Below are 19,199 nucleotides of genomic sequence, written 5' to 3'. Positions count from 1 at the left end.
TTGGAAGAATAACTTAATCGGACCAAAAGGGAATGGCGTTGTCGGACATTGCATCCGGAGCGGACGAAGCATCAGCCGGCACCACGGCCGAAACGAAGGTATTCGCGCATATCAGCGGCCTTCTCGAATTCTACGCCCGCAGGACGCCGGCGGCACCCGCACTCCTCGCTCCCGGCCGGCCGGCGCTCAGCTATGGCGCGCTGGCCGAGTCGATCCGGCAACTGGTCCGTGCCTTGCGTGAACTCGGCATCCGTCCCGCAGACCGCATCGCGGTGGCGCTGCCGCGCGGCGCCGATACTGCCCTGGCGCTGCTAGCAGTCGCATCAGGCTGCGCCTGCGTCCCCGTCAACCCCGATCTGACGGCGGACGAGCTGCAACGCTATTTCAGCGAACTGAAGCTGACCGCGCTCGTGACCCGGGCCGACATGAACTCGGCGAGCCGTGACGCCGCCAGGATGCTCGACATCGCATTGATCGATTTCGTGGCGGGGCCCACCCACGATCTCGGCGGCTGCGCGTTCATTGCTCCGGCGATCGGGCCGGCCAATGCCGGCGGCGCTTCGCGCGGCGACGACGATGCGTTCATCCTGCTGACGTCAGGCACGGCGGCGCGACCGAAAATGGTGCCGCTGACCCATCGCAATGTCTGCCTGTCCGCTTACAATGCCGGCCATGTGCTGTCGCTCACGATGCATGATCGCCTGCTCAACGTCCTGCCGCTGTTTCATGCCCATGGCTTGATCTCAGGCCTGCTCACGGCGCTGGCCGCGGGCTCCAGCGTGATCTGCACCGACGGTTTCGACGCAGCGTCGTTCTTCGGCTGGATGCGGGAGCTGCAACCGACCTGGTACACGGCGGTGCCGACCATTCATCGCGCATTGCTGACGGCGGCGGAAGTAAACCCCGACCGCGCCCGACCATCGTCGCTGCGCGTGATCCGGTCGGCTTCGGCCTCGCTCGCGCCGACGATTCTCGCCGGGCTGGAGACAACGTTCGGCGTTCCCGTGCTCGAAACTTACGGCATGACCGAGGCGGCCTCGCAGATTGCGGCCAATCGGTTCGAGCTGCGCAAGGTCGCGTCGGTCGGTCGCGCCGCCGGCCCGGAGATCGCGATCATGGACGAGACCGGCCGCACGCTCGCAAGCGGGGCGCACGGCGAGATCGTGCTGCGCGGGCCGAACATGAGCCGCGGCTATTATAATGACGAGCCGGCGACGCGGGCCGCATTCCGCAACGGCTGGTTCAGGACCGGCGACCTCGGCTATCTCGATGACGACGGCTATCTCTTCATCGTCGGCCGCATCAAGGACGTCATCAACCGCGGCGGGCAGAAGATATCGCCGCTGGAGGTGGAAGACGTCCTGCTCAGCCATCCGGCGGTGCTGGAAGCCGGCGTGTTCGCGGTCCCGCACCAGAAGCTCGGCGAGAACGTCGCGGCCGTCGTGGTGCTGCGGCCGAACGCCGATGCGACCTCGGACCATTTGCGCCAATTCGCGCGAAAGCGGCTTGCGGCCTACAAAGTGCCGAGCCTGATCCGCAGCGTCGCGGCGCTGCCGAAGGGCGCCAGCGGCAAGGTCAAGCGCAACGCCCTCGCCGGGCTGATTGCAACGGTCGACGCGGACGAGGAGACCCGGCTGCCGCGCAATGCGGTCGAGAGCCAGCTCTCCGAGATCTGGGCCGGCCTGTTGGAGCTGCCGCAGATCGGCGCCGACCAGGACGTCTTCGCGCTCGGCGCGGATTCGCTCGCGGTGACACAGATGCGCTCGCGCCTGCGCGACCGCTTCAATGTCGACTTCTCGTTCGAGGATATCTTCGATTGCCCGACGGTCGCAGCGCTTGCGGCCCGGATCGAGACCGCCGCAAGCCGGCGCGAGACGGCGCTGCCGGGCTGGCGCCGGCTTGCAGGCACGGACGCACCGCTGTCGTTCCAGCAGCAGCGGATGTACGTGCTCTCGCGACTGGACCCGACGCGGTACAATTATAACGTCGTCGAGATCGCCGTCCTCAAGGGCCCGGTCGACGCCGCCGCGCTGTCTGCGAGCCTCGCTGCGATCTCAACGCGCCATGAGGCGCTGCGCTCGGTGTTCGTCGAGCGCCAGGGCGAGCCGATGCAACTCGTGCTGTCATCGACGCCGCGGCTGGAGCGCATCAAGCTCAAGCCATGCCCTGCGGGCAGGCGGCCTGCGGCAATCCGGCGCGAGGCGCTCAGGCTTGCGCAACGTCAGTTCGACCTGGCCCACGCGCCGCCCCTGAAGACGACACTGCTGTCGTTCGACAGGAACAACCATGCGCTGGTGGTCAACGTCCATCACCTCGCCACCGATGGCTGGTCGCAGCGGCTGTTCTGGCAGGAGCTCGCCGTCCATTATGCCGCGACACGCAAGAAGCATTCGGCCGCACTGCCGCCGCCCGCTTTCCAATATCGCGACTTCGCACCCTGGCAGCAAAGCTGGGCGCAGACGCCCGCGGCCAGGGAGCAGCTCGATTATTGGCGGACCCAGCTCGACGGCGTCACCATGCTGCCGCTGAGAACCGACAGGCCGAGACCTGAGATCTGGAGCGGACACGGCGCGCGTCACTACCTTGAATTCTCAAAGTCCCTCTCGTCCGAGCTGCGCGCGTTGAGCCAGAACCAGGGCGTCACGCCGTTCATGACGCTGCTCGCCGCTTTCCAGTGCCTGTTGTTCCGCCACACCTCGCATGAGGACGTCGCCACGGGATCGCTGATCGCCAACCGCAACCAGATCGAGAGCGAACGCCTGATCGGGCTGTTCGCCAATACCCTGGTCCTGCGCAACGATTTCAGCGGCGATCCGAGCTTCGGCGAGATGTTGCGGCGGGTGCGGCAGGTCACGCTGGACGCCTACCGCAACCAGGACCTTCCGATCGAGGAGGTGTTGCGCGCATTGCGGGTGGCGCGCCGCAGCGACGGCAATCCGCTGTTCCGGATCATGTTCATCCTCCAGAACGCCTCGATCGAGGCGGCGCGCTTTCCTGGCCTGTCGACCCGGCGGCTGGAAGTCGATCCCAGGGTGGCGCGGTTCGACATCACGCTCGAACTGGTCGAGGCCGATGGCCGCTTCACCGGCTTCTTCGAATACGCCACCGATCTGTTCGAGGCCGCGACGATCGAAGCCATGGCGGCCCAGTTCAAGGCGCTGCTCAAGGCCGTCATCGCCAATCCGGAACAGCGCATCTCGCGCCTGCCGCTCCTGACCGAGGCCGAACGTCGGCAAGCGCTGGCAAAAGGCCGGGGCATGCCGGCCAATTTCACCACACGCGGCAACTTGAGCGAACGCTTCGAGCGCCAGGCGAGGAAGACGCCGAACGCCGTCGCGGTCTCGGACGGTCGCACGTCCCTGACCTATCGCGAGCTGGCGCGTCGCACTGGGGCGGCCGCGCGCTGGCTTGCCCGTGAGGGCGTCGGCGCCGAGAGCGTGGTTGCCCTGCTCGCGGAGCGCGGGCCCGACCTGCTCGCCGCGATGATCGCGGTGCAGCGCGTCGGCGCGGCCTTCCTCAATCTCGATCCCGACCAGCCGACGGCAAGGCTCTCGACCATCCTCGGATCGAGCTGTGCCCGCGTGCTGCTGACCGGGCGGGCTCAGTCTGCCATGGTCGAGGCCCTGCTCGAACCGCTGGTCGAGCGCATCCCGGTGGCCGAGCTCGACGACGCTCTTGCATCCGGGTCGACAAAGCCGGCCCGCGCCGCACGCCGCGCCGCCTCGAGCCTTGCCTATCTCGTCTATACGTCCGGCTCCTCCGGCGCGCCGAAGGGTGTCATGATCGAGCAGCGCGGCCTGTCGAACCATCTGGCCTCGCTCATCTCCGAGCTCGGCCTCTCGCCTAAGGACGTGATCGCGCAGACCGCGCCGCAGAGCTTCGTCATCTCGGTCTGGCAATTCCTCGCCGGTCCGATGGTCGGCGCGCGCGTCCATGTCTGCGGCAGCGCGATCGTGCAGGACCCGATGCTGCTGGCGCGCGAGATCGAGCGCGAGGGCATCACGGTGCTCGAGATCGTGCCCTCGCTGCTGCGCCTCATTCTCGAGCGTATGGACGAGGCGCCGATCCGGCGCGCCTTCGCGAAGCTGCGGCTGCTGATCTCGACCGGCGAGCCGTTGCCCGTCGAGCTCTGCCGCGCCTGGTTTGCCCGCTGCCCGAGGGTGCCGCTGATCAATGCCTATGGCGCGTCGGAATGCTCCGACGACGTCTCCCTGCATCGCCTTACCAAGGCGCCGGCGATCGCGACGGCCAACGTTCCGGTCGGGGCGCCGCTGCCGAACACGCAGCTCTACGTGCTCGACGCGCAGCTCCAGCCGCAACCGATCGGCGTGACCGGCGAGCTCTGCATCGGCGGCGCCGGAATCGGCCGCGGCTATATCAACGATCCCGCGCAGAGCCGGCAGCGCTTTCTGCCCGATCTGTTCTCGCGCCGAGCCGGCAGCCGGCTCTACCGGACCGGCGATCTGGCCCGGCGCCGCGCCGACGGGACGATCGAATGCCTCGGCCGCGCCGACCATCAGGTCAAGATCCGTGGCTATCGTATCGAGCTTAAGGAGATCGAGAACGCGCTGGCCGAGCATCCAAGCGTGCGCGCCGCCATCGTCGAACCGCGCCGCGAGGCGAGCGGCGACATCAGGCTGATCGCCCATGTCGTCGCCAAGCCCGGCAGCCGGAGCAGCGCCAGCGAGCTGCGCGACTTCCTGAAGAGCCGCCTGCCCGTCCACGCCATCCCCGCCGCCTTCCTGTTCCTGGATCAGGTGCCGCTCAACGCCCATGGCAAGATCGACAGTTCGGCGCTGCTGGCGTCCGTCCCGCCGGAAACGTCCGGCGCGGATGCGGCCGTCCCGGCGCGGCGCTTCACCGAAAAGGTGCTCTCCGACATCTGGATCGACCTGCTGAACGTCGAACGCATCGGTGTTACCGACAATTTCTTCGACCTCGGCGGCCATTCGCTGCTGGCCGGCCAGGTGATGGCGCGCATCGCGCGGGCGCTCGGCGTCTCGTTGCCGATCAAGGCCATCTTCGAGGCGCCGACGATCGAGGGGTTGGCGCGGCGGGTCGAACAGACCGTGGCCACGAAGCCGCACGAGCCTGCCGCAAGCCTGCCGCGATCGGCTGCGGGCGGGCCGCCGGCGCCTTCCATCGGACAGGACCAGATGCTGCACATCGAGCGGAATCTGCCGGGGCTGCCGCAGCTCAACCTGCCCTTCGCCTTCCGCCTGCAGGGCCCGCTCGATTCGGCCGCCCTGGCAAAGGCGATCGACGACGTGGTGCGCCGGCACGAATCGCTGCGCACCGCGTTCGCCTGGAACGGCGATGAGCTGGAAAGCCGCATCGCCGCGCCACGCACGCTCGGCCGAATCATGACGGTCGAGACGATCGGCGACGGTCATTCCCACAACAACAAGCGGCGCAAGGCGCTCGAGCTCAGGAAGATCGATCTCCTGATCGAGCAGGAGGTCTATACCCCGATCGACACCACGCGCGCGCCGCTGTTGCGCGCCCGGCTGTTGCGGCTCCACGACGACGACCACGTGCTGCTGCTGACGTTGCATCACGCCGTCGTCGACGGCTGGTCGATCGGCGTGCTGTTCGAGGAATTGTCGAGCCGCTATGCCGCGCTGGCCGGATATCCGTCTGCGCCGCTGCCGAGCCCGCCGCCGGCCTTTTCGGACGTGGCACGCTGGCAGCGCTGGTGGTGCGGCACCGACGCGGCGCGCCGCCAGGCTTCCGACTGGATCCTGAATTTGCGCGGAGCGGGTCCCCTCTTCGACGGCGAATCGAGCCCGGGCGCCTCCACCGGGCATCATCCGGTCTGCCTCGAGCGCGAGCTGATCGCCCGGCTGACGGCGTTTGCCGGCCAGCACAATTGCACGCTGTTCATGTGCCTGCTCACCGGCCTGAAGGCCATGCTGCTGGCGAGGGCGGGCCGCACCGACATCGCGGTCGCGACCGCGATGGCCAATCGTGCCCAGCCGGACACCGACCGGATCATCGGCCCGTTCGAGAACACGGTGATCGTCCGCACGACAATCACGCCGGACCTGTCTTTCGCGCAGGCTCTGCTGCGGGTGCGCCAGAGCGTGCTCGAGGCGCATGCGCGGCAGGAGCTGCCGTTCAACGTCCTGGCCGATCGACTGGAGCAGGAGGGGATCGATCCGGCCTCGCTGCTCCAGGTCTATTTCACGCTGCAGAATCCGTTGCGCCGGCCGCTCGATCTCCCGGATCTCGCGACGGAATCGATCGGCAACGTCGCGCGCGAAGGCCAGCCGGTGCTGCCGATCGACCAGACCTGGCTGTCGCTGATGCTCAAGGAGCGCCCGACCGGCATTACCGGCTCCTGCAATTACAAGCGCGATTTGCTCGAGGGCCGAGCGGTCGGCGAATGGATGGAGGACCTCGTCGCCCTGCTAACGGCGGCGATCGCCCAGCCCAACGCACCACTCGGCAGATTGCTCGCGCGCAGGGCCGCTTGATGCCGCGACATCGCGCCAGAATACGGGTTCACGCCCCAAAGCTGTGAATGATCAAGTTGCAGCTTGATTATTTGGCGTCGTCGCGCAAGATTATTCTCGGATTTTGATTTGGGATGATCATTTTCAACCGGGGGAGTGTTATGGGTTTCATCAAATTTACCAAGAAGACCTCGCTCAGCGCGGAGGACCGCAAGGCGCTGCAAGACCTGCTCAATTTCGAGAAGCAAAAACTCCAGCTCGCACTGAAGGATGTCGACGCCAGCCTTAAGGCTCTGCGCGGGTCCAAGAAGAAGAAGTCCAAGAAGAAGTAAACTCGTCGGTCGGGGACGGCCGTACGAATCTTCGCAGAGCGGCCGCTTGCGTGTCGAGTTTGGGGGCTCGCACAAGCTTGCGCCTGTAAACCGGCCTGCAAATCGACAAGAATTCGCCCGGGTGGACCGCTAGGTACGGTCCTCTCGGCTGATTCTTGCGCAGTTGTTTCTTCCGTCGAGACCGAGGGATTTGGCCTCGCCCGACGCCATGGGCCCAATTGATGGCAGACGACAGAATCGAACTCTTTGTCGGACTGATCGAGAGCATTGACGTGCCGGGCGCGGCCGAGGCGTGCCGACGCCTGCTCTCGGTCGACGAGCGGGCCCGGGCCGATCGCTTCGTGTTCGAGCGGCATCGGCGGCAGTACATCTTCGCGCATGCGATGTTGCGCCTGGCGCTGTCACAGGTCGCTTCCAACGTCGCGCCCACCGACTGGACGTTTGGCGCGGGCCGCTATGGCCGGCCGTTCGTCGCAGCACCGGCCACCTCGACCGCGCTGCATTTCAGCCTGTCGCATGCCGACGGCTGCGTCGCCTGCGTGGTGTCGCGGCATGAGGCCGTCGGGGTCGACGTCGAAACCGTGTCGCGGCGCGTCGCGCCGCTGTCCACCGCGCTTCGCTTCTTTGCGCCGGAAGAGGTCGAAGCCTTGCGCGGACTGCCGGAGCCGGCGGCGATCGAGCGCTTCTTCGACTATTGGACGCTCAAGGAGGCCTATCTGAAAGCCAGGGGCTTCGGGCTGAATCTGCCGCTCCACGCCTTCGCCATGCAGGTGTCACGCGAGGCCATCGAGATCAGCTTCAAGCCCGACATCGTCGACGATCCGGACGCCTGGCGCTTCTCGCTGTGCTCGCCATCGCCCGCGCATCGCCTCGCGATCGCCGACGGCTCCCGCACCGACGGCGGCCTTCCCATCAGCCGCCATGCCTGGCCCCTCCGCGAAGCGGCTGAGTGAGGCGGGCAAGCGGAGAGGCGAAGCGATCTCACCGCGCTTCTTCGAATCCTGCCAGCACAGAGGTCAGGTTGGCGCCGAGAATGTCCGAGAGATAGCCGCCTTCCTGCACGAGCACGGTCGGCAGGCCCAGCTTCGCGATGGCCTGGCCGATGCGGCGGAAGCCGGGTGTGGTGACGGCCAATCCCTTGAGCGGATCGTGCTCGGAGGCATCGAGGCCGAGTGCGATGACGAGGGCGCCGGGTGCAAAGGATTCGATCGCCTTGCGCGCGATGTCCAGCGCCTGGAGATAGCCGTCATCGCCGGTGCCGATGGGAAGCGGAATGTTGAGGTTGGTGCCGAGGCCGGGTCCTTCGCCGCGCTCATGGGCATAGCCCCATACGTACGGATAATACGCAACGGGGTCGGCATGGATCGAGATCGTGTAGACGTCGGGCCGGGCATAAAAGATGCCTTGCGTGCCGTTGCCGTGATGGACATCGACGTCGAGGATCACGACGCGCTCATGCTTCTGCCGCAGATGCGCCGCCGCGATCGCGCTGTTGTTGAGGAAGCAGAAGCCGCCGGCCATGTCGCGATAGGCGTGATGGCCGGGCGGACGGCAGAGCGCGTAAGTTGCGTCCTCGCCATCCATCACCATCTGCGCTGCGGTCACCGCAACATCGGTGGCGGCGCAGGCCGCGGCCCACGTGCCCGGGCCGATCGGCGCTGCGGTGTCGGCGGTATGCCAGCCGAGCTTGCCGACGATGTGGGTCGGATAGGTCGCGGCATGGCGCACGGGATGGATATTGCCGATCATCTCCGGGCCGGAATCGCCGAGCGCCGTCCAGGCGTCCCAGGCTTCGCTGAGGAACGACAGGTATTCCGGACTGTGAACGCGTGCGCGCGGACCGGGCCCGAACTTGGTTGGCTCGACCAGTTGATGCCTGCCGTCCTTCAATCCCCTGAGCAGGCGATCGGCGCGCTCGGGCTGCTCTGTGGTGCGCTTGACGACACCACGCACCAAGAAGAATTGCGGATCGTGGCTGCGGTGCAGCTCGGTATGGACGGCTTTCACTTAAACACTCCGTGGTCGCCTGCTACTGGACGTGCCGCAGAGTCTTGATCGCCACGGCCGCCGGATGCAAGCAAGAAGAATGCCGTCCATCGTCGCGCTGCCCTGCGCGGAAAGCAGAGCGCTTGCGAAGCTCAGCAACGGCCGCGCTGGAGGCAGTGCTCGCGGCCCTGCTGGTCGGTGCGGAAGGACTCGATGAAGCCACCCTGGCGCTGGGTGACGAAGACGGTCTTGCCGTCGCTGCCGCCGAAGGCAATGTTGGTCGGCTCCTTGGCCTTCAGCGGGATCTCGCGCTCGACCGCGCCGGTCGGCTTCATCAGCGCAATCGTGCCCTTGAGAATGCGCGCGACGTAGAGGCGGCCGGCAACGTCGGTGCGCAGGCCGTCGATGGTGTCGGGCTGAAACGCCTTGACGAGTTTTGCAGCCGTCAGCTCGTTGCCGCTGATCGCATAGGACCAGATCTGGCCGCTGCTGGATTCGCCGACATAGAGCGTCTTGCCGTCAGGGCTGAGGTCGATGCCGTTGGTGGTGCCCATGGCGCGCGGCGTCGACATCACCTGCCCCCGCACCGTACCGTCCGCTCCCCTGGCGATGCGCCAGATGTGGCCTTCGCGCCCCTTCCAGTTCGGATCGCTCGCATAGATCGTGCCGTCCGGCGCGATCGTGATGTCGTTGGGCTGGCTCATCTCGCCGGAGTGAAACCACACCGCGGGCTTGGTCGCACCCTTGGGGATGGCGAAGATGTTGTGCTTCTTGTAGTCGGCGATGAACATGGTGCCGCTGCGATCGAAACGGATCGCGTTGCCGACGCTGCCTTCGGGGAGCGTCGTGAACAGCTCCGAGGCGGCGCCACCAGCGGGCAATTTGCCGATGGTGCCGGGCTTGCCGAGATTGACGACGAACAGATTGCCGTCGAGATCGGCGGCCGGCCCTTCGATGCCGAAGGTGTATTCGCTGGCGGGCGTCACCTGTGCGCTTTCGAACAGTTTTGTTTCGGCAGCGGCCGGCAGCGTCGTGACCAGCAGGATGCTACTGCACAGGCACCAGAAGTTCCTGCCGGATGTAATAGCCATCGCCGTCGGTGCACTCGCCGTTCAGATAGGGATCGGCTGGCCGGAAGAATCGGCTAAAGCCGGGTCTGTCTACAGCGCTCCTTTGTGTCACGACGACGACGTTTCCAGCCGGTATTTCGCCGCATTCCTTGTTGGCCTTGCTGAAAAACTTCCGCTGCGGCGGGCCTAGCTTGATCCGCATCCGCGTGCCCGGCACCATTTTGGCGACGAACAGGTCCGCGGTATCGAGCAGGCGCGTGTAACCGGGCTCGGTCTTGGGCAGGCTCTCGCCGCCCGGCGGCATCAGCTTCTCGGCGCCTAGGCCGCGCAGGCGCGTCCGCAGCCTGCCGGCGTCGGGATCGCCAGGGTAGATCCAGCCGTCCTGCGCCAGCATGAAGTGCAGCACTGCCCTGTCCTTCTCCGCATCCGATTGCCCCGCGTTCAGGCCGAAATCCGAATGGCAGCCGACGCAATGTTTCTCGACGAGGCCCTTGCGCAAGGTGGTGAGGCGAACGCTGTTCTGCGCGTCTCTGGCGACGAAGGCTGCGAGCTGGTCGATCATCGCCTGGCTGCGCGTATCGCAGGGGAGCGGCGCAGGCGCTTCGCCGGCCGCGCGATCGATCCGGATCACAGTCTTGTTCTTGTCCTCGACCAGCCAGATCGCGCCGTCCTCCGTCACCGTCATGCCGACCGGCGCACCTTGCGGCCGCGCGCCGTTGACGCGGTGCCAGCCGGCGATCAGCTCTTCGAACGGCGCGGCGGCGACCTCGCCGGCGTCGGTCCGGAAACTGCGGGTCGGCTCGGCCGCGCAACTGACGTGATAGCGCACCGGCGCCGGACTGGGCTTTGGAAAGCCGCGATCGTCGACGTCATAGACCAGCAGCCGGCTGCCGGTCGGCCGATAGCCGTGCAGACCGACCAGCAGCTTGCCCTCCAGCTCCGGAAATTTGGCGCCCTGGTAATACAGCATCGCGAGCGGCGCGCCGTGCGGCGGCAGCAGCGAGAGCGGCGCCTTGTAAAGCACATTGGCCGAGCAGAACGACTTGTACACGCCCGATTGCAGCACGAGCCTGAATTCGGGGCTCGGCGTCGACAAATCGTAGCAATAGGGCCAGCCGTAGTGCCTGCCCTGCTCGATCGCGTTGATCTCCTCGTTCGGCTTGAAGATGTCGGGCAGGTCGCGGGCGTTCTCGCCTTGCAGGAAGGCGTAGCCAGCGTCCGGAAACTTCGGGTGCAGCACCAGCGCCATCGAGTTGCGCAGGCCGCGCGCATAGACGCTGTGCGGCGGGTCGGGATCGCCGGGTTTCAATGCCGGGAAGACGCCGCTTGAGGGCGGCGTGAACAGCCAGATCGAGGCCAGCGCGGACACGCCCTCGGCCGCCGCACAGGGTTTTGTGATCGGCGCAGGCGTGATGCAATCGTCGCTGTGCGAGCCGACATTGACGAACAGCCGGCCGTTCCGGTCGAACACGAACTGCTTGAACGGGTGCGCGCTCTCATCGGTCCTCGTGCCATCCGGCAGCGCGATCCGGCGGCCGGGCAGGTGGCGGATGATGGTCTCGACCGTGCTGCGTGGATTATCCGCGAGCGGGTCGAACCGGAAGATCGTCTCCGCGGTCGAGGCATAGAGCTTGCTGTCCGGGCCGATGACGAGAGCGAACGGATATTCTATCCCCGTCAGCAGTTCCTTGAAGCGTTGCCCCTGCGGGGCACGCGGATCGAGCAGCAGCAGCCGCCCGTCGGTGTGGCCCCAGCCGCCAATATCGGCGACCACCAAAAGGTCGCGGCCGGGCACCTGGACGATCGAGCGCGGAAATTTGAGGCGGTCCCCCTCGCTGGCGACGAGGCCGGCGCAATATCCCGCCTTCATGTCGATCTGGATCCTGGGAAAGGCGAGATCGCCGCTGCCGCAGGCTTCCGCGCCGATCGCGTAGCCGCTCTTTCTGACCGGCTCGGACGAAGCCGGGGCGAAGCCGAGCAGCGCGGCGGCGAAGCCCGCTGCAAGAACGACCGCTGCAGGCAAGCGCAAATTTGGCCGTTCGCGATCGAATGTGAACTGGTTCACCGTGAGCCGCCTTCCCGCGGGCGTTGTTCCATGCCGCCGCGGTGCCGTCCAGTCATCACCCGCCTGTGATTAAACCTGTAACGACCTTGGGTCCGACCAATATCCGTAGATTTCCTTACCGGGCTCGACCCGAATGTTTCGCGAATGCTTGGGGTGGTATCGGTTTGCCGTCCCGATCGCTTTCTACAGGAGGCGCCTATGGTCCAGGTCTATTTTCACTGCTCCAACACCGAGGGCACGCTGATCGACCGCTACGGCGCCGCAGTCGCCAATCTGACCGAGGCGCGCGACCGCGCCGCTCAGATCATGAACTCGATGATCCAGACCCCCGGCGCCGAGGACTGGCGCGACTGGGTGATCCACGTCAGCGGCTCCGACGGCGAGGATCTGTTCGACCTCCCCTTCACCGCCATGCTCGGCAAGCCGCATTGAGGTGATGCCATGTTGCTCGCTTCATTGAGCCTGCTGCGCCAGCCCCTCAGCTTCGTCGCCACCAGATGGCAGACGCTGATCCGCGTCGCAGCCAGTCCCTACCGCCCCGAGCTGCACTACATGCGCGGACCCGGCCCGAAATGGCGCGCCAAGTACCAGGCCAGCCGGCTGGATCGCATGCGCTGAGCGCGCGGCCGTAGAAATCGCACTAATCGTCGTCATGGCCGGGCTTGACCCGGCCATTCCACGTTTTGGGGGCTCGGATAGGAAGACGTGGATGCCCGGGACAGCCCGGGCATGACGGTTGGATGAGAAGCATGCCCACCTCACCTCCCGGTAAACTTCGCCTTGCGCTTCTCCACGAACGCATTGCGGCCTTCCATGGCGTCCGCGCTCTTGCGGATCGTGGCCTGAAGCTCGATCTCGCGGCGGAACTGCGCTTCATAGGTCGCATGCTCGCTCTCCTCGACCAGAGCGCGGGTTGCGACCAAAGCGCGCGTCGGTCCTTCGGCGAGGCGGCGCGCCAAACCTAACGCCTCATCCATCAACTTGGCGTCGTCGACGACCTGCCGGACCAGGCCGATCTCCTGGGCGCGTTCCGCCGTCAGCGGCTCATTGAGCAGCATCAGCTCGAGCGCGCGCTGCCGGCCGATCAGCCGCGGCAAGAGCCAGGTCGAGCCGAGATCGGGCACCAGCGCGATGCGGCTGAACACCTGGATGAAGCTCGCCGACCGCGCCGCGACGATGATGTCGCCGGCCATTGCGAGACTGAAGCCGCCGCCGGCCGCGACGCCATTGACGGCAACGACGACAGGCACTCGGCATTCGCGCAAGGCCTTGAAGGCCGGCCAGTAGAAGCGCATCACGCCGGCCGCGATGTCCTCGCCGAGCGCCTCTGAGGCTTTCAAATTCTGTCCTGAGCAAAATCCCCGCCCGGCGCCCGTGAGCACCAGCGCGCGGATGGCCTCGTCCCCCGTCATTTCGCCGACGGCTAGGGCAAGTGCGCCGAGCAGGTCTGGCGTCATCGCGTTGAGGCTGGCCGGCTCGTCGAGCGTCAGGATCCCGACCGCGCCATCCCGCGCCTGTTTCACACCAGCCATGCCGCGCCTCCCTTTCGATGTTCTCGTTGGCGGCAATGTGCCATTGTCCGCGCGCTTCGCCAATCGCAGAGCTTTCAACCTCAGTGCACGACGCAACTGAATCCAGAGATCAAGACGACACCATGCCTCACCAGTTCAGCCTCAACCAGACCGTCCGCAAGCCCGCCGTCACCTCCAAGGGCGGCATCGTCGCCTCGCAATCGCGGCGGGCGGCCGAAGTCGGGGCGCAGGTGCTGGCCGCCGGCGGCGATTGCGTCGACGCGATCGTGGCGACCACGTTTGCCCTCAACGTCCTGGAACCCTGGAACAGCGGCATCGGCGGCGGCGGCGCGATGGTGCTCTACCGCGCCAAGGAAAATCGCTATGAGGTGATCGACTACGGCATGTGCGCGCCGCAAAGCCTGCGCACGGCCGATTATCCGCTCAGCGGCGAAGGCGCGTCGTCCGACCTGTTTCCCTGGCCAAGGGTGAAGGACGATCGCAACATCCACGGCCCCGGCTCGATCGCCGTACCCGGTGTCGTCGCCGGAATGGAAGAGGCGCACCGCCGCTACGCCAAATTGCCGTGGAAGGATCTGGTCGCGCCGGCAGCTCGGCTCGCCGGCGAAGGCCTGCTGGTCGATTGGTGGACGACGGTGACGATCGCGGGCTCGGCCGCCGATCTCAGGCGATACCCCGCGAGCGCGGCCGCGTATCTGAAGGACGGCCTGCCGCCGACCGCGCCGTGGGGCATCAAGGCTGAGACGCGGCTGCCGCAGGATGCCCTGAAGGCGACGCTGTCACATCTTGCGGACGCGGGCGCGCGTGATTTCTATCAGGGCGATCTTGCCAGGAGCATTGCTTCCGACATCAAGGCCGACGGCGGCTCGCTGTCGGTGGAAGATCTCGCTGCATTCCGCGCCCATGTGCGCGCGCCGCTGGCGATTCCCTATCGCGAAGGCAAGGTGTTCGCGACCCCCGAGCTCACCGCAGGGCCGACGATGGCGCATGCGCTACGGCTGTTGCAGCAGAGCTTGACGCCGGCAGACGCGCCGGATGCCGGCGCCTATGTCGAATATGCGCGCGCCCTGCAGGCCGCCTTCCGCGAGCGTCTCAAGGATATGGGCGATGCCGACGGCAAGCGCTCGCTCGGCGCCGAATATCTGGCGCCGGCCTGTACCACGCATTTCTCGGTGGTCGATCGTCACGGCAACATCGCGGCGGTGACGCAGACGCTACTGTCGTCCTTTGGCTCGCGCTACGTGACACCGCACACCGGCATCACCATGAACAACGGCATCATGTGGTTCGACCCGACAGCTGGCACCACCAACTCGCTTGCACCCGGCAAGCGCTGCCTCTGCAACTACACGCCCGTCATCGCCGAGACCAAGGACGGCAAGCGCCTCGCAATCGGCGCCTCCGGCGGTCGCCGCATCCTGCCGTCGGTGATGCAGCTCGTATCCTTCGCGATGGATTATGGGATGGACCTGGATGCCGCCATCCACCAGCCGCGCATCGACGCCAGCGAAGGCGCGGTGGTGATCGGCGATGCGCGCCTGCCGGCGGAGGTGCGCGAGGCGCTGGCCGCGCGCTTCGACTATGAAGAGAGCCGGGTGCAGGCGGTGCCCCAGAAGTTCGCCTGCCCGAGCGTCGTGATGCGCGAGGGCGAGGTCAATTCCGGCGCGGTCGAGATTTTCCAGCCCTGGGCCGATGCGGTGGCGGAGGCTTGACTCCGCTCGACATGCCAGCGCGCGTTGAGCGCCAGCGCAATTACGCATCCAGGCGAGCGTCACGACTCCTCCACATTCGCAGGGAACTTACTCTCCCACCGTTCGTTCACTGAACGGACAAATGCGCTCGCCCCCACCGGAGGACATCATGAAGAAACTTGCGCTCGCCGCCTCGCTGATCATTGCGGCCGGCTTCACATTTACGAGCCCCGCACTGGCGAAGGGTGGGCACGGACATGGACATGGTCATGGCCACAAGATGGGCCATCATCACCATGGCAAGTCGTTCGGCTGGTACCACGGTCGCAAGGTCGGCTGGCGCGGTCACGCGTGCCCGCCCGGACTTTGGAAGCAGGGTCGCTGCTAAAGCCGATCTAAGATTCGAGCAAGGCGTCGCTCCTCACCGAGCGGCGCCTTTTTCATATGCCGAGTCGATCGCGCACACGGCCCGCCATCACCGCAGTCGTCACGCCCACCGGCCAGAACGCGTGCATCGGGATCGGCTTGATGCCCGTGATGGGCATGTCGATCTCGGCCTTGGCGCCGCCGATGAGGCGGCGGGCGAGTTGCGCACCCATGGCGGTCGCAAGCGCAACGCCGCGGCCGTTGCAGCCGAGCGAGATCAGGATGTTCTCCGCGGGCTCGTGCACATGCGGATAATGGTCCGCAGTGATGGCGAGCCGGCTGTTCCAGCCGTGGGTCCAGGCAACGCCCTTGAGCTGCGGCCAGAGTCGCTCCGCATAACGCATGAGATAGGCGACGTCATGCGGCGACCTGATCCAGCGCATCGGGCCGCGCCCGCCCATCAACAGACGGTTCTGCTGATCGATGCGATAGTAGACCGTGATGTGGCCGCTCTCGTAGAGGACGGGGCGCGTCGGCATGATCGAACGGGCGACCGCGTCGGACAGCGGCGCGGTGGCGGCGATCGAGGAAAACACCGGCACGATGGTGCGGCGGAGCGCCGGCCAGAGATCGTCGGTGAAGCCGTTGGTGGCGAGCAGGACTTTATCCGCATGAACCACTGCGCGCGGCGTCTCGATGCGCCAGCGCGTGCCGTCGCGGCGCAGGGACAATGCCGGCGTCTCGCCATGAACCTTCGCGCCCGCAGAGATGGCAGCGCGGGCAAGACCACGGGCGTAGCTCAGGGGATGCAGATCGCCGCCGCGTGCATCCAACATCGCGCCGATGTAGCGGTCGGTGCCCGTCATCTCGCGCAACTGCTCGCGGTTCAGATAATTCACCGGCATGCCGCGGCGGATGCATTGCTGCGCGGTCTTCTCGATCGCAGCGGCGCTGCTCTCGTTGTAAGCCGCGCGCAAGGTGCCGTTCTGCCGCGCTTCGCACGGGATCTGGTAGCGGCGGATCAGATCGTGTGTGAAGTTGGTCGTGCCGTAGGCGAACGCGATCATGCGGCGGCCGAGCTCGGTGCCGAAATCGGCCTCGATCTTGTCAGGGTCGTGCTTCAGGCCGGGATTGGTGTGGCCGCCATTGTTACCCGACGCGCCCCAGCCCGGCTCCTGCGCCTCCAGCACCAGCGCCTCGACGCCCTGTTCGGCCAGATGCAGCGCGGTGGAAAGGCCGGTGTAGCCGCCGCCAACGATCGCGACCGAGACGCTCTTGTCGACATCGAGCGGCGGCGTGGCAACCGGCGCCACGGCGGTATCGGCATAGAGCGAGGGCGGCAGAGGCAGGCGCGTCATGTCGAAACCGGTCAGAGCGGATGCAGCACGCGGCGCAGGAAGTCCTGCGTCCGCGCGTGCTGCGGTTGATTGAGCACCGATTTCGCCGGCCCCTGCTCGACGATGACGCCGCCATCGATGAACAGAACACGATCGGCGACGTCGCGCGCAAAGCCCATCTCGTGGGTGACGACGACCATGGTCATGCCGTCGTCGGCGAGCTTGCGCATGACGCCGAGGACGTCGCCGACCAGCTCGGGGTCGAGCGCCGAGGTCGGCTCGTCGAACAGGATCGCCTTGGGCTGCATGGCGAGCGCCCGCGCGATGGCGACGCGCTGCTGCTGCCCGCCGGAGAGCTGCGGCGGATGCGCATCGGCCTTTTCCGCAAGCCCGACCTGAGCGAGCAGCGCGCGGCCGCGCTCGAGTACCTGGGCGCGCGGCTCCTTCTTCACGAAGAGCGGCCCCTCGATCACGTTCTCCAGCGCTGTCCGATGCGGGAACAGGTTGAAGCGCTGGAACACCATCGAGACCTGGGTGCGGATGTTCACGATCGAGGGCGCGTCGCGATCGACCCTCAAGCCTTCGACGCTGATCTCGCCGCGGTCGTAGCTTTCGAGGCCGTTGATACAGCGCAGGATGGTCGACTTGCCGGAGCCGGAGGGGCCGATGATGCAGACCACCTCACCCTTCTCGACGCTCGCCGTGATGCCCTTGAGCACCTCGACCTTGCCAAAGCTCTTGTGGACGTCGCTCAGCTCGATCATCGCTTGCCGGCCCGCTTCTCGAAGTGACGGACCAAGAGGATCAGCGGAATGCTCATGGTGAGGTACATCAGGGCGACCAGCGTGAACACGCTGGTGTTCTTGAACGTCGAGGACGCGATCAGCTTGCCCTGCAGCGCGAGCTCGGCGACCGTGATGGTCGAGGCTTGCGAGGAATCCTTCAGCATCATGATCATGACGTTGCCGTAGGGCGGCAGCACGATGCGCACGGCCTGCGGCAGCACCACGCGGCGCATGGTGAGCCACCAGCCCATGCCGATCGACTGCGCCGCCTCGATCTGCCCCTTGTCGATCGCCTCGATGCCGGCGCGGAAGTTTTCGGCCTGGTAGGCCGAATAGGCGATGCCGAGCCCGAGGATCGCGGCCTGCAACGCGCTGAGCGTAACGCCGAGATCGGGCATCACGAAGTAGAGGTAGAACAACAGCACGATGATCGGGATGCCGCGGATCACGTTGATCAGGCTGGCGCTGAGCATCGACAGCGCTTTGATGCCGGAGACCCGCATCATCGCCCAGACCAGGCCGAGCACCGTCGACAGCAACAGCGAGCCGATCGTGACGATGATCGTCAGCGCGACGCCGTTCAGCAGGATCGGGAAGAACTCGACGGCGTCGCGCCAGAAGCCTTTCATCGGGCAGCCTTCGATCAGCTTCTATCGATCAACCTTGTGCTTTCAGGCCCCATTTATCGAGGATCTTGTCGATGGTGCCGTTGGCTTTCAGCTTCGCCAGCGAAGCGTTGATCTTGCCGAGCAGTGCGCTCTCGCCCTTGCGCACGCCGATGCCGACCGAGCCGACCGTGACCGGCTTGTAGCCGTCGACCAGGCGCACCTCGGGGAAGCCGCCCTGCTTCAGATTGTAGGCGAGGATCGGATAGTCGGCGTAGCCGGCCTTGAGTCGGCCGGTGTTCACGTCGCGCAGGATGTCCGGGATGGTGTCGTAGGCCTTCACGTCGGAGAACAGGCCGGTCTTCTTCAGCGCGTCGACGAAGGCCGTGCCGACCTGGGCGCCGACAGTCTCGCCCTTCAGGTCCTCCTGCGTGGCGTAAGCCTTGGTGTCGGTCTTCGGCACCACGAGGCCCTCGCCGTAGCTGTAGATCGGGTCGGAGAAGTCGATGACCTCCTTGCGCGGCGGCGTGATGAACATCGCTGCCGCAATGATGTCGATCTTGCTCGAAGTCAGCGAGGGGATCAGCGCCGAGAACGCCATCGGCTCGATCTGCACGTTGAAGCCGGCATCCTTGCCGACCTCGGTGATGAGATCGACCATGATGCCCTGGATGGTGTTGGTCTTGGTGTCGAGGAAGGTGAAGGGAATGCCCGTCGGAGTCGAGCCGACCTTCAGAGCCTGTTGCGCCGCTGCCGGCACCGCTGTGGCAATGGCGAGCCCCGCAACTGCGGCCTGAACAAAACGCTTCATCGCATCCCCCTTTTGGGCCTGGCCGGCGGCGGCGCGCGCATGTCGCGATCAAACGTTGCGGGCCGGCCCGTTTCGGCCTATTTTCACCAATATGAAAATTTGGTCACACTTTCGCGGGTGATGCAAGCGGTTTTCATGCACATGAAGGAAGCGGTTTGACGTGA

Annotated in this window: 15 protein-coding genes; 7 read left to right on the top strand and 8 right to left on the bottom strand. The window is 66.1% G+C overall.

The genetic code is table 11. From position 1 onward, the window contains the following. Nucleotides 1-32 precede the first annotated feature (32 nt). The 3 genes from I6F09_RS22350 to I6F09_RS22340 all read left to right on the top strand — a co-directional run bounded on the left by I6F09_RS22350 (nucleotide 33) and on the right by I6F09_RS22340 (nucleotide 7,740). Nucleotides 33-6,476: a non-ribosomal peptide synthetase gene (locus I6F09_RS22350; RefSeq protein ID WP_225189060.1), complete on the top strand. Its 6,444-nt coding sequence runs from the start codon at nucleotides 33-35 to the stop codon at nucleotides 6,474-6,476. Nucleotides 6,477-6,616: 140 nt separating this feature from the next. Continuing rightward, nucleotides 6,617-6,787, top strand: a complete 171-nt coding sequence (locus I6F09_RS22345; RefSeq protein ID WP_167361674.1) for a hypothetical protein — start codon at nucleotides 6,617-6,619, stop codon at nucleotides 6,785-6,787. Nucleotides 6,788-7,008: 221 nt separating this feature from the next. After that, nucleotides 7,009-7,740 carry a 4'-phosphopantetheinyl transferase superfamily protein gene (locus I6F09_RS22340; RefSeq protein WP_225189059.1) on the top strand — a complete coding sequence of 244 codons (732 nt, stop codon included), beginning with the start codon at nucleotides 7,009-7,011 and terminating at the stop codon, nucleotides 7,738-7,740. A gap of 28 nt (nucleotides 7,741-7,768) precedes the next feature. Here I6F09_RS22340 and I6F09_RS22335 read toward each other — a convergent pair whose 3' ends face one another. The 3 genes from I6F09_RS22335 to I6F09_RS22325 all read right to left on the bottom strand — a co-directional run bounded on the left by I6F09_RS22335 (nucleotide 7,769) and on the right by I6F09_RS22325 (nucleotide 11,908). After that, nucleotides 7,769-8,794 carry a histone deacetylase family protein gene (locus I6F09_RS22335; RefSeq protein ID WP_036026779.1) on the bottom strand — a complete coding sequence of 342 codons (1,026 nt, stop codon included), beginning with the start codon at nucleotides 8,792-8,794 and terminating at the stop codon, nucleotides 7,769-7,771. Nucleotides 8,795-8,925: 131 nt separating this feature from the next. Further along, nucleotides 8,926-9,864: an SMP-30/gluconolactonase/LRE family protein gene (locus I6F09_RS22330; protein WP_036035942.1), complete on the bottom strand. Its 939-nt coding sequence runs from the start codon at nucleotides 9,862-9,864 to the stop codon at nucleotides 8,926-8,928. Continuing rightward, the gene (locus I6F09_RS22325) at nucleotides 9,821-11,908 is read right to left on the bottom strand and encodes a PQQ-dependent sugar dehydrogenase (protein ID WP_225189058.1); all 2,088 of its coding nucleotides are present in this window, start codon (nucleotides 11,906-11,908) and stop codon (nucleotides 9,821-9,823) included. The genes I6F09_RS22330 and I6F09_RS22325 overlap by 44 nt, the downstream gene beginning before the upstream one ends. A 198-nt stretch (nucleotides 11,909-12,106) precedes the next feature. Here I6F09_RS22325 and I6F09_RS22320 point away from each other — a divergent pair, with 198 nt between their 5' ends. Both I6F09_RS22320 and I6F09_RS22315 read left to right on the top strand, forming a co-directional pair. Then, nucleotides 12,107-12,340 carry a hypothetical protein gene (locus I6F09_RS22320; protein ID WP_036011788.1) on the top strand — a complete coding sequence of 78 codons (234 nt, stop codon included), beginning with the start codon at nucleotides 12,107-12,109 and terminating at the stop codon, nucleotides 12,338-12,340. Between the two features lie 9 nt (nucleotides 12,341-12,349). After that, nucleotides 12,350-12,526, top strand: a complete 177-nt coding sequence (locus I6F09_RS22315) for a hypothetical protein (RefSeq protein WP_225189057.1) — start codon at nucleotides 12,350-12,352, stop codon at nucleotides 12,524-12,526. 140 nt (nucleotides 12,527-12,666) lie between these two features. On the opposite strand, the gene I6F09_RS22310 is transcribed toward I6F09_RS22315, so the two are convergent. Beyond that, entirely contained in the window at nucleotides 12,667-13,440 is a 774-nt protein-coding gene (locus tag I6F09_RS22310) for an enoyl-CoA hydratase-related protein (RefSeq protein ID WP_109145186.1), read from the bottom strand. Between the two features lie 122 nt (nucleotides 13,441-13,562). Between I6F09_RS22310 and I6F09_RS22305 the strand changes: the two genes are divergently transcribed. Continuing rightward, nucleotides 13,563-15,152, top strand: a complete 1,590-nt coding sequence (locus I6F09_RS22305) for a gamma-glutamyltransferase (RefSeq protein WP_225189056.1) — start codon at nucleotides 13,563-13,565, stop codon at nucleotides 15,150-15,152. A gap of 148 nt (nucleotides 15,153-15,300) precedes the next feature. Next, the gene (locus I6F09_RS22300; RefSeq protein ID WP_081494583.1) at nucleotides 15,301-15,519 is read left to right on the top strand and encodes a hypothetical protein; all 219 of its coding nucleotides are present in this window, start codon (nucleotides 15,301-15,303) and stop codon (nucleotides 15,517-15,519) included. A 52-nt stretch (nucleotides 15,520-15,571) separates the two neighbouring features. On the opposite strand, the gene I6F09_RS22295 is transcribed toward I6F09_RS22300, so the two are convergent. From I6F09_RS22295 to I6F09_RS22280, 4 genes are read right to left on the bottom strand one after another with little or no spacing between them, the layout of a single operon-like run. Further along, a complete protein-coding gene (locus I6F09_RS22295; RefSeq protein WP_225151661.1) occupies nucleotides 15,572-16,855 on the bottom strand; it encodes an FAD-binding oxidoreductase in 1,284 nt (427 codons plus the stop codon). Nucleotides 16,856-16,866: 11 nt separating this feature from the next. After that, on the bottom strand, nucleotides 16,867-17,598 hold the full coding sequence (locus I6F09_RS22290) for an amino acid ABC transporter ATP-binding protein (protein WP_036011798.1): 732 nt from the start codon (nucleotides 17,596-17,598) through the stop codon (nucleotides 16,867-16,869). Beyond that, entirely contained in the window at nucleotides 17,595-18,248 is a 654-nt protein-coding gene (locus I6F09_RS22285; RefSeq protein ID WP_024341720.1) for an amino acid ABC transporter permease, read from the bottom strand. Before I6F09_RS22285 ends, I6F09_RS22290 begins: the two co-directional genes overlap by 4 nt. Nucleotides 18,249-18,276: 28 nt before the next feature. Next, nucleotides 18,277-19,035: an ABC transporter substrate-binding protein gene (locus tag I6F09_RS22280; protein ID WP_225189055.1), complete on the bottom strand. Its 759-nt coding sequence runs from the start codon at nucleotides 19,033-19,035 to the stop codon at nucleotides 18,277-18,279. Nucleotides 19,036-19,199 lie beyond the last annotated feature (164 nt).

It is taken from the genome of Bradyrhizobium sp. IC3195 (assembly GCF_020193585.1).
In the GTDB taxonomy this organism is placed as follows: Bacteria; Pseudomonadota; Alphaproteobacteria; order Rhizobiales; family Xanthobacteraceae; genus Bradyrhizobium; species Bradyrhizobium yuanmingense.
The sequence above is the reverse complement of the archived record's forward strand: the minus strand, read 5'-3'. Positions and strand labels throughout refer to the sequence as shown.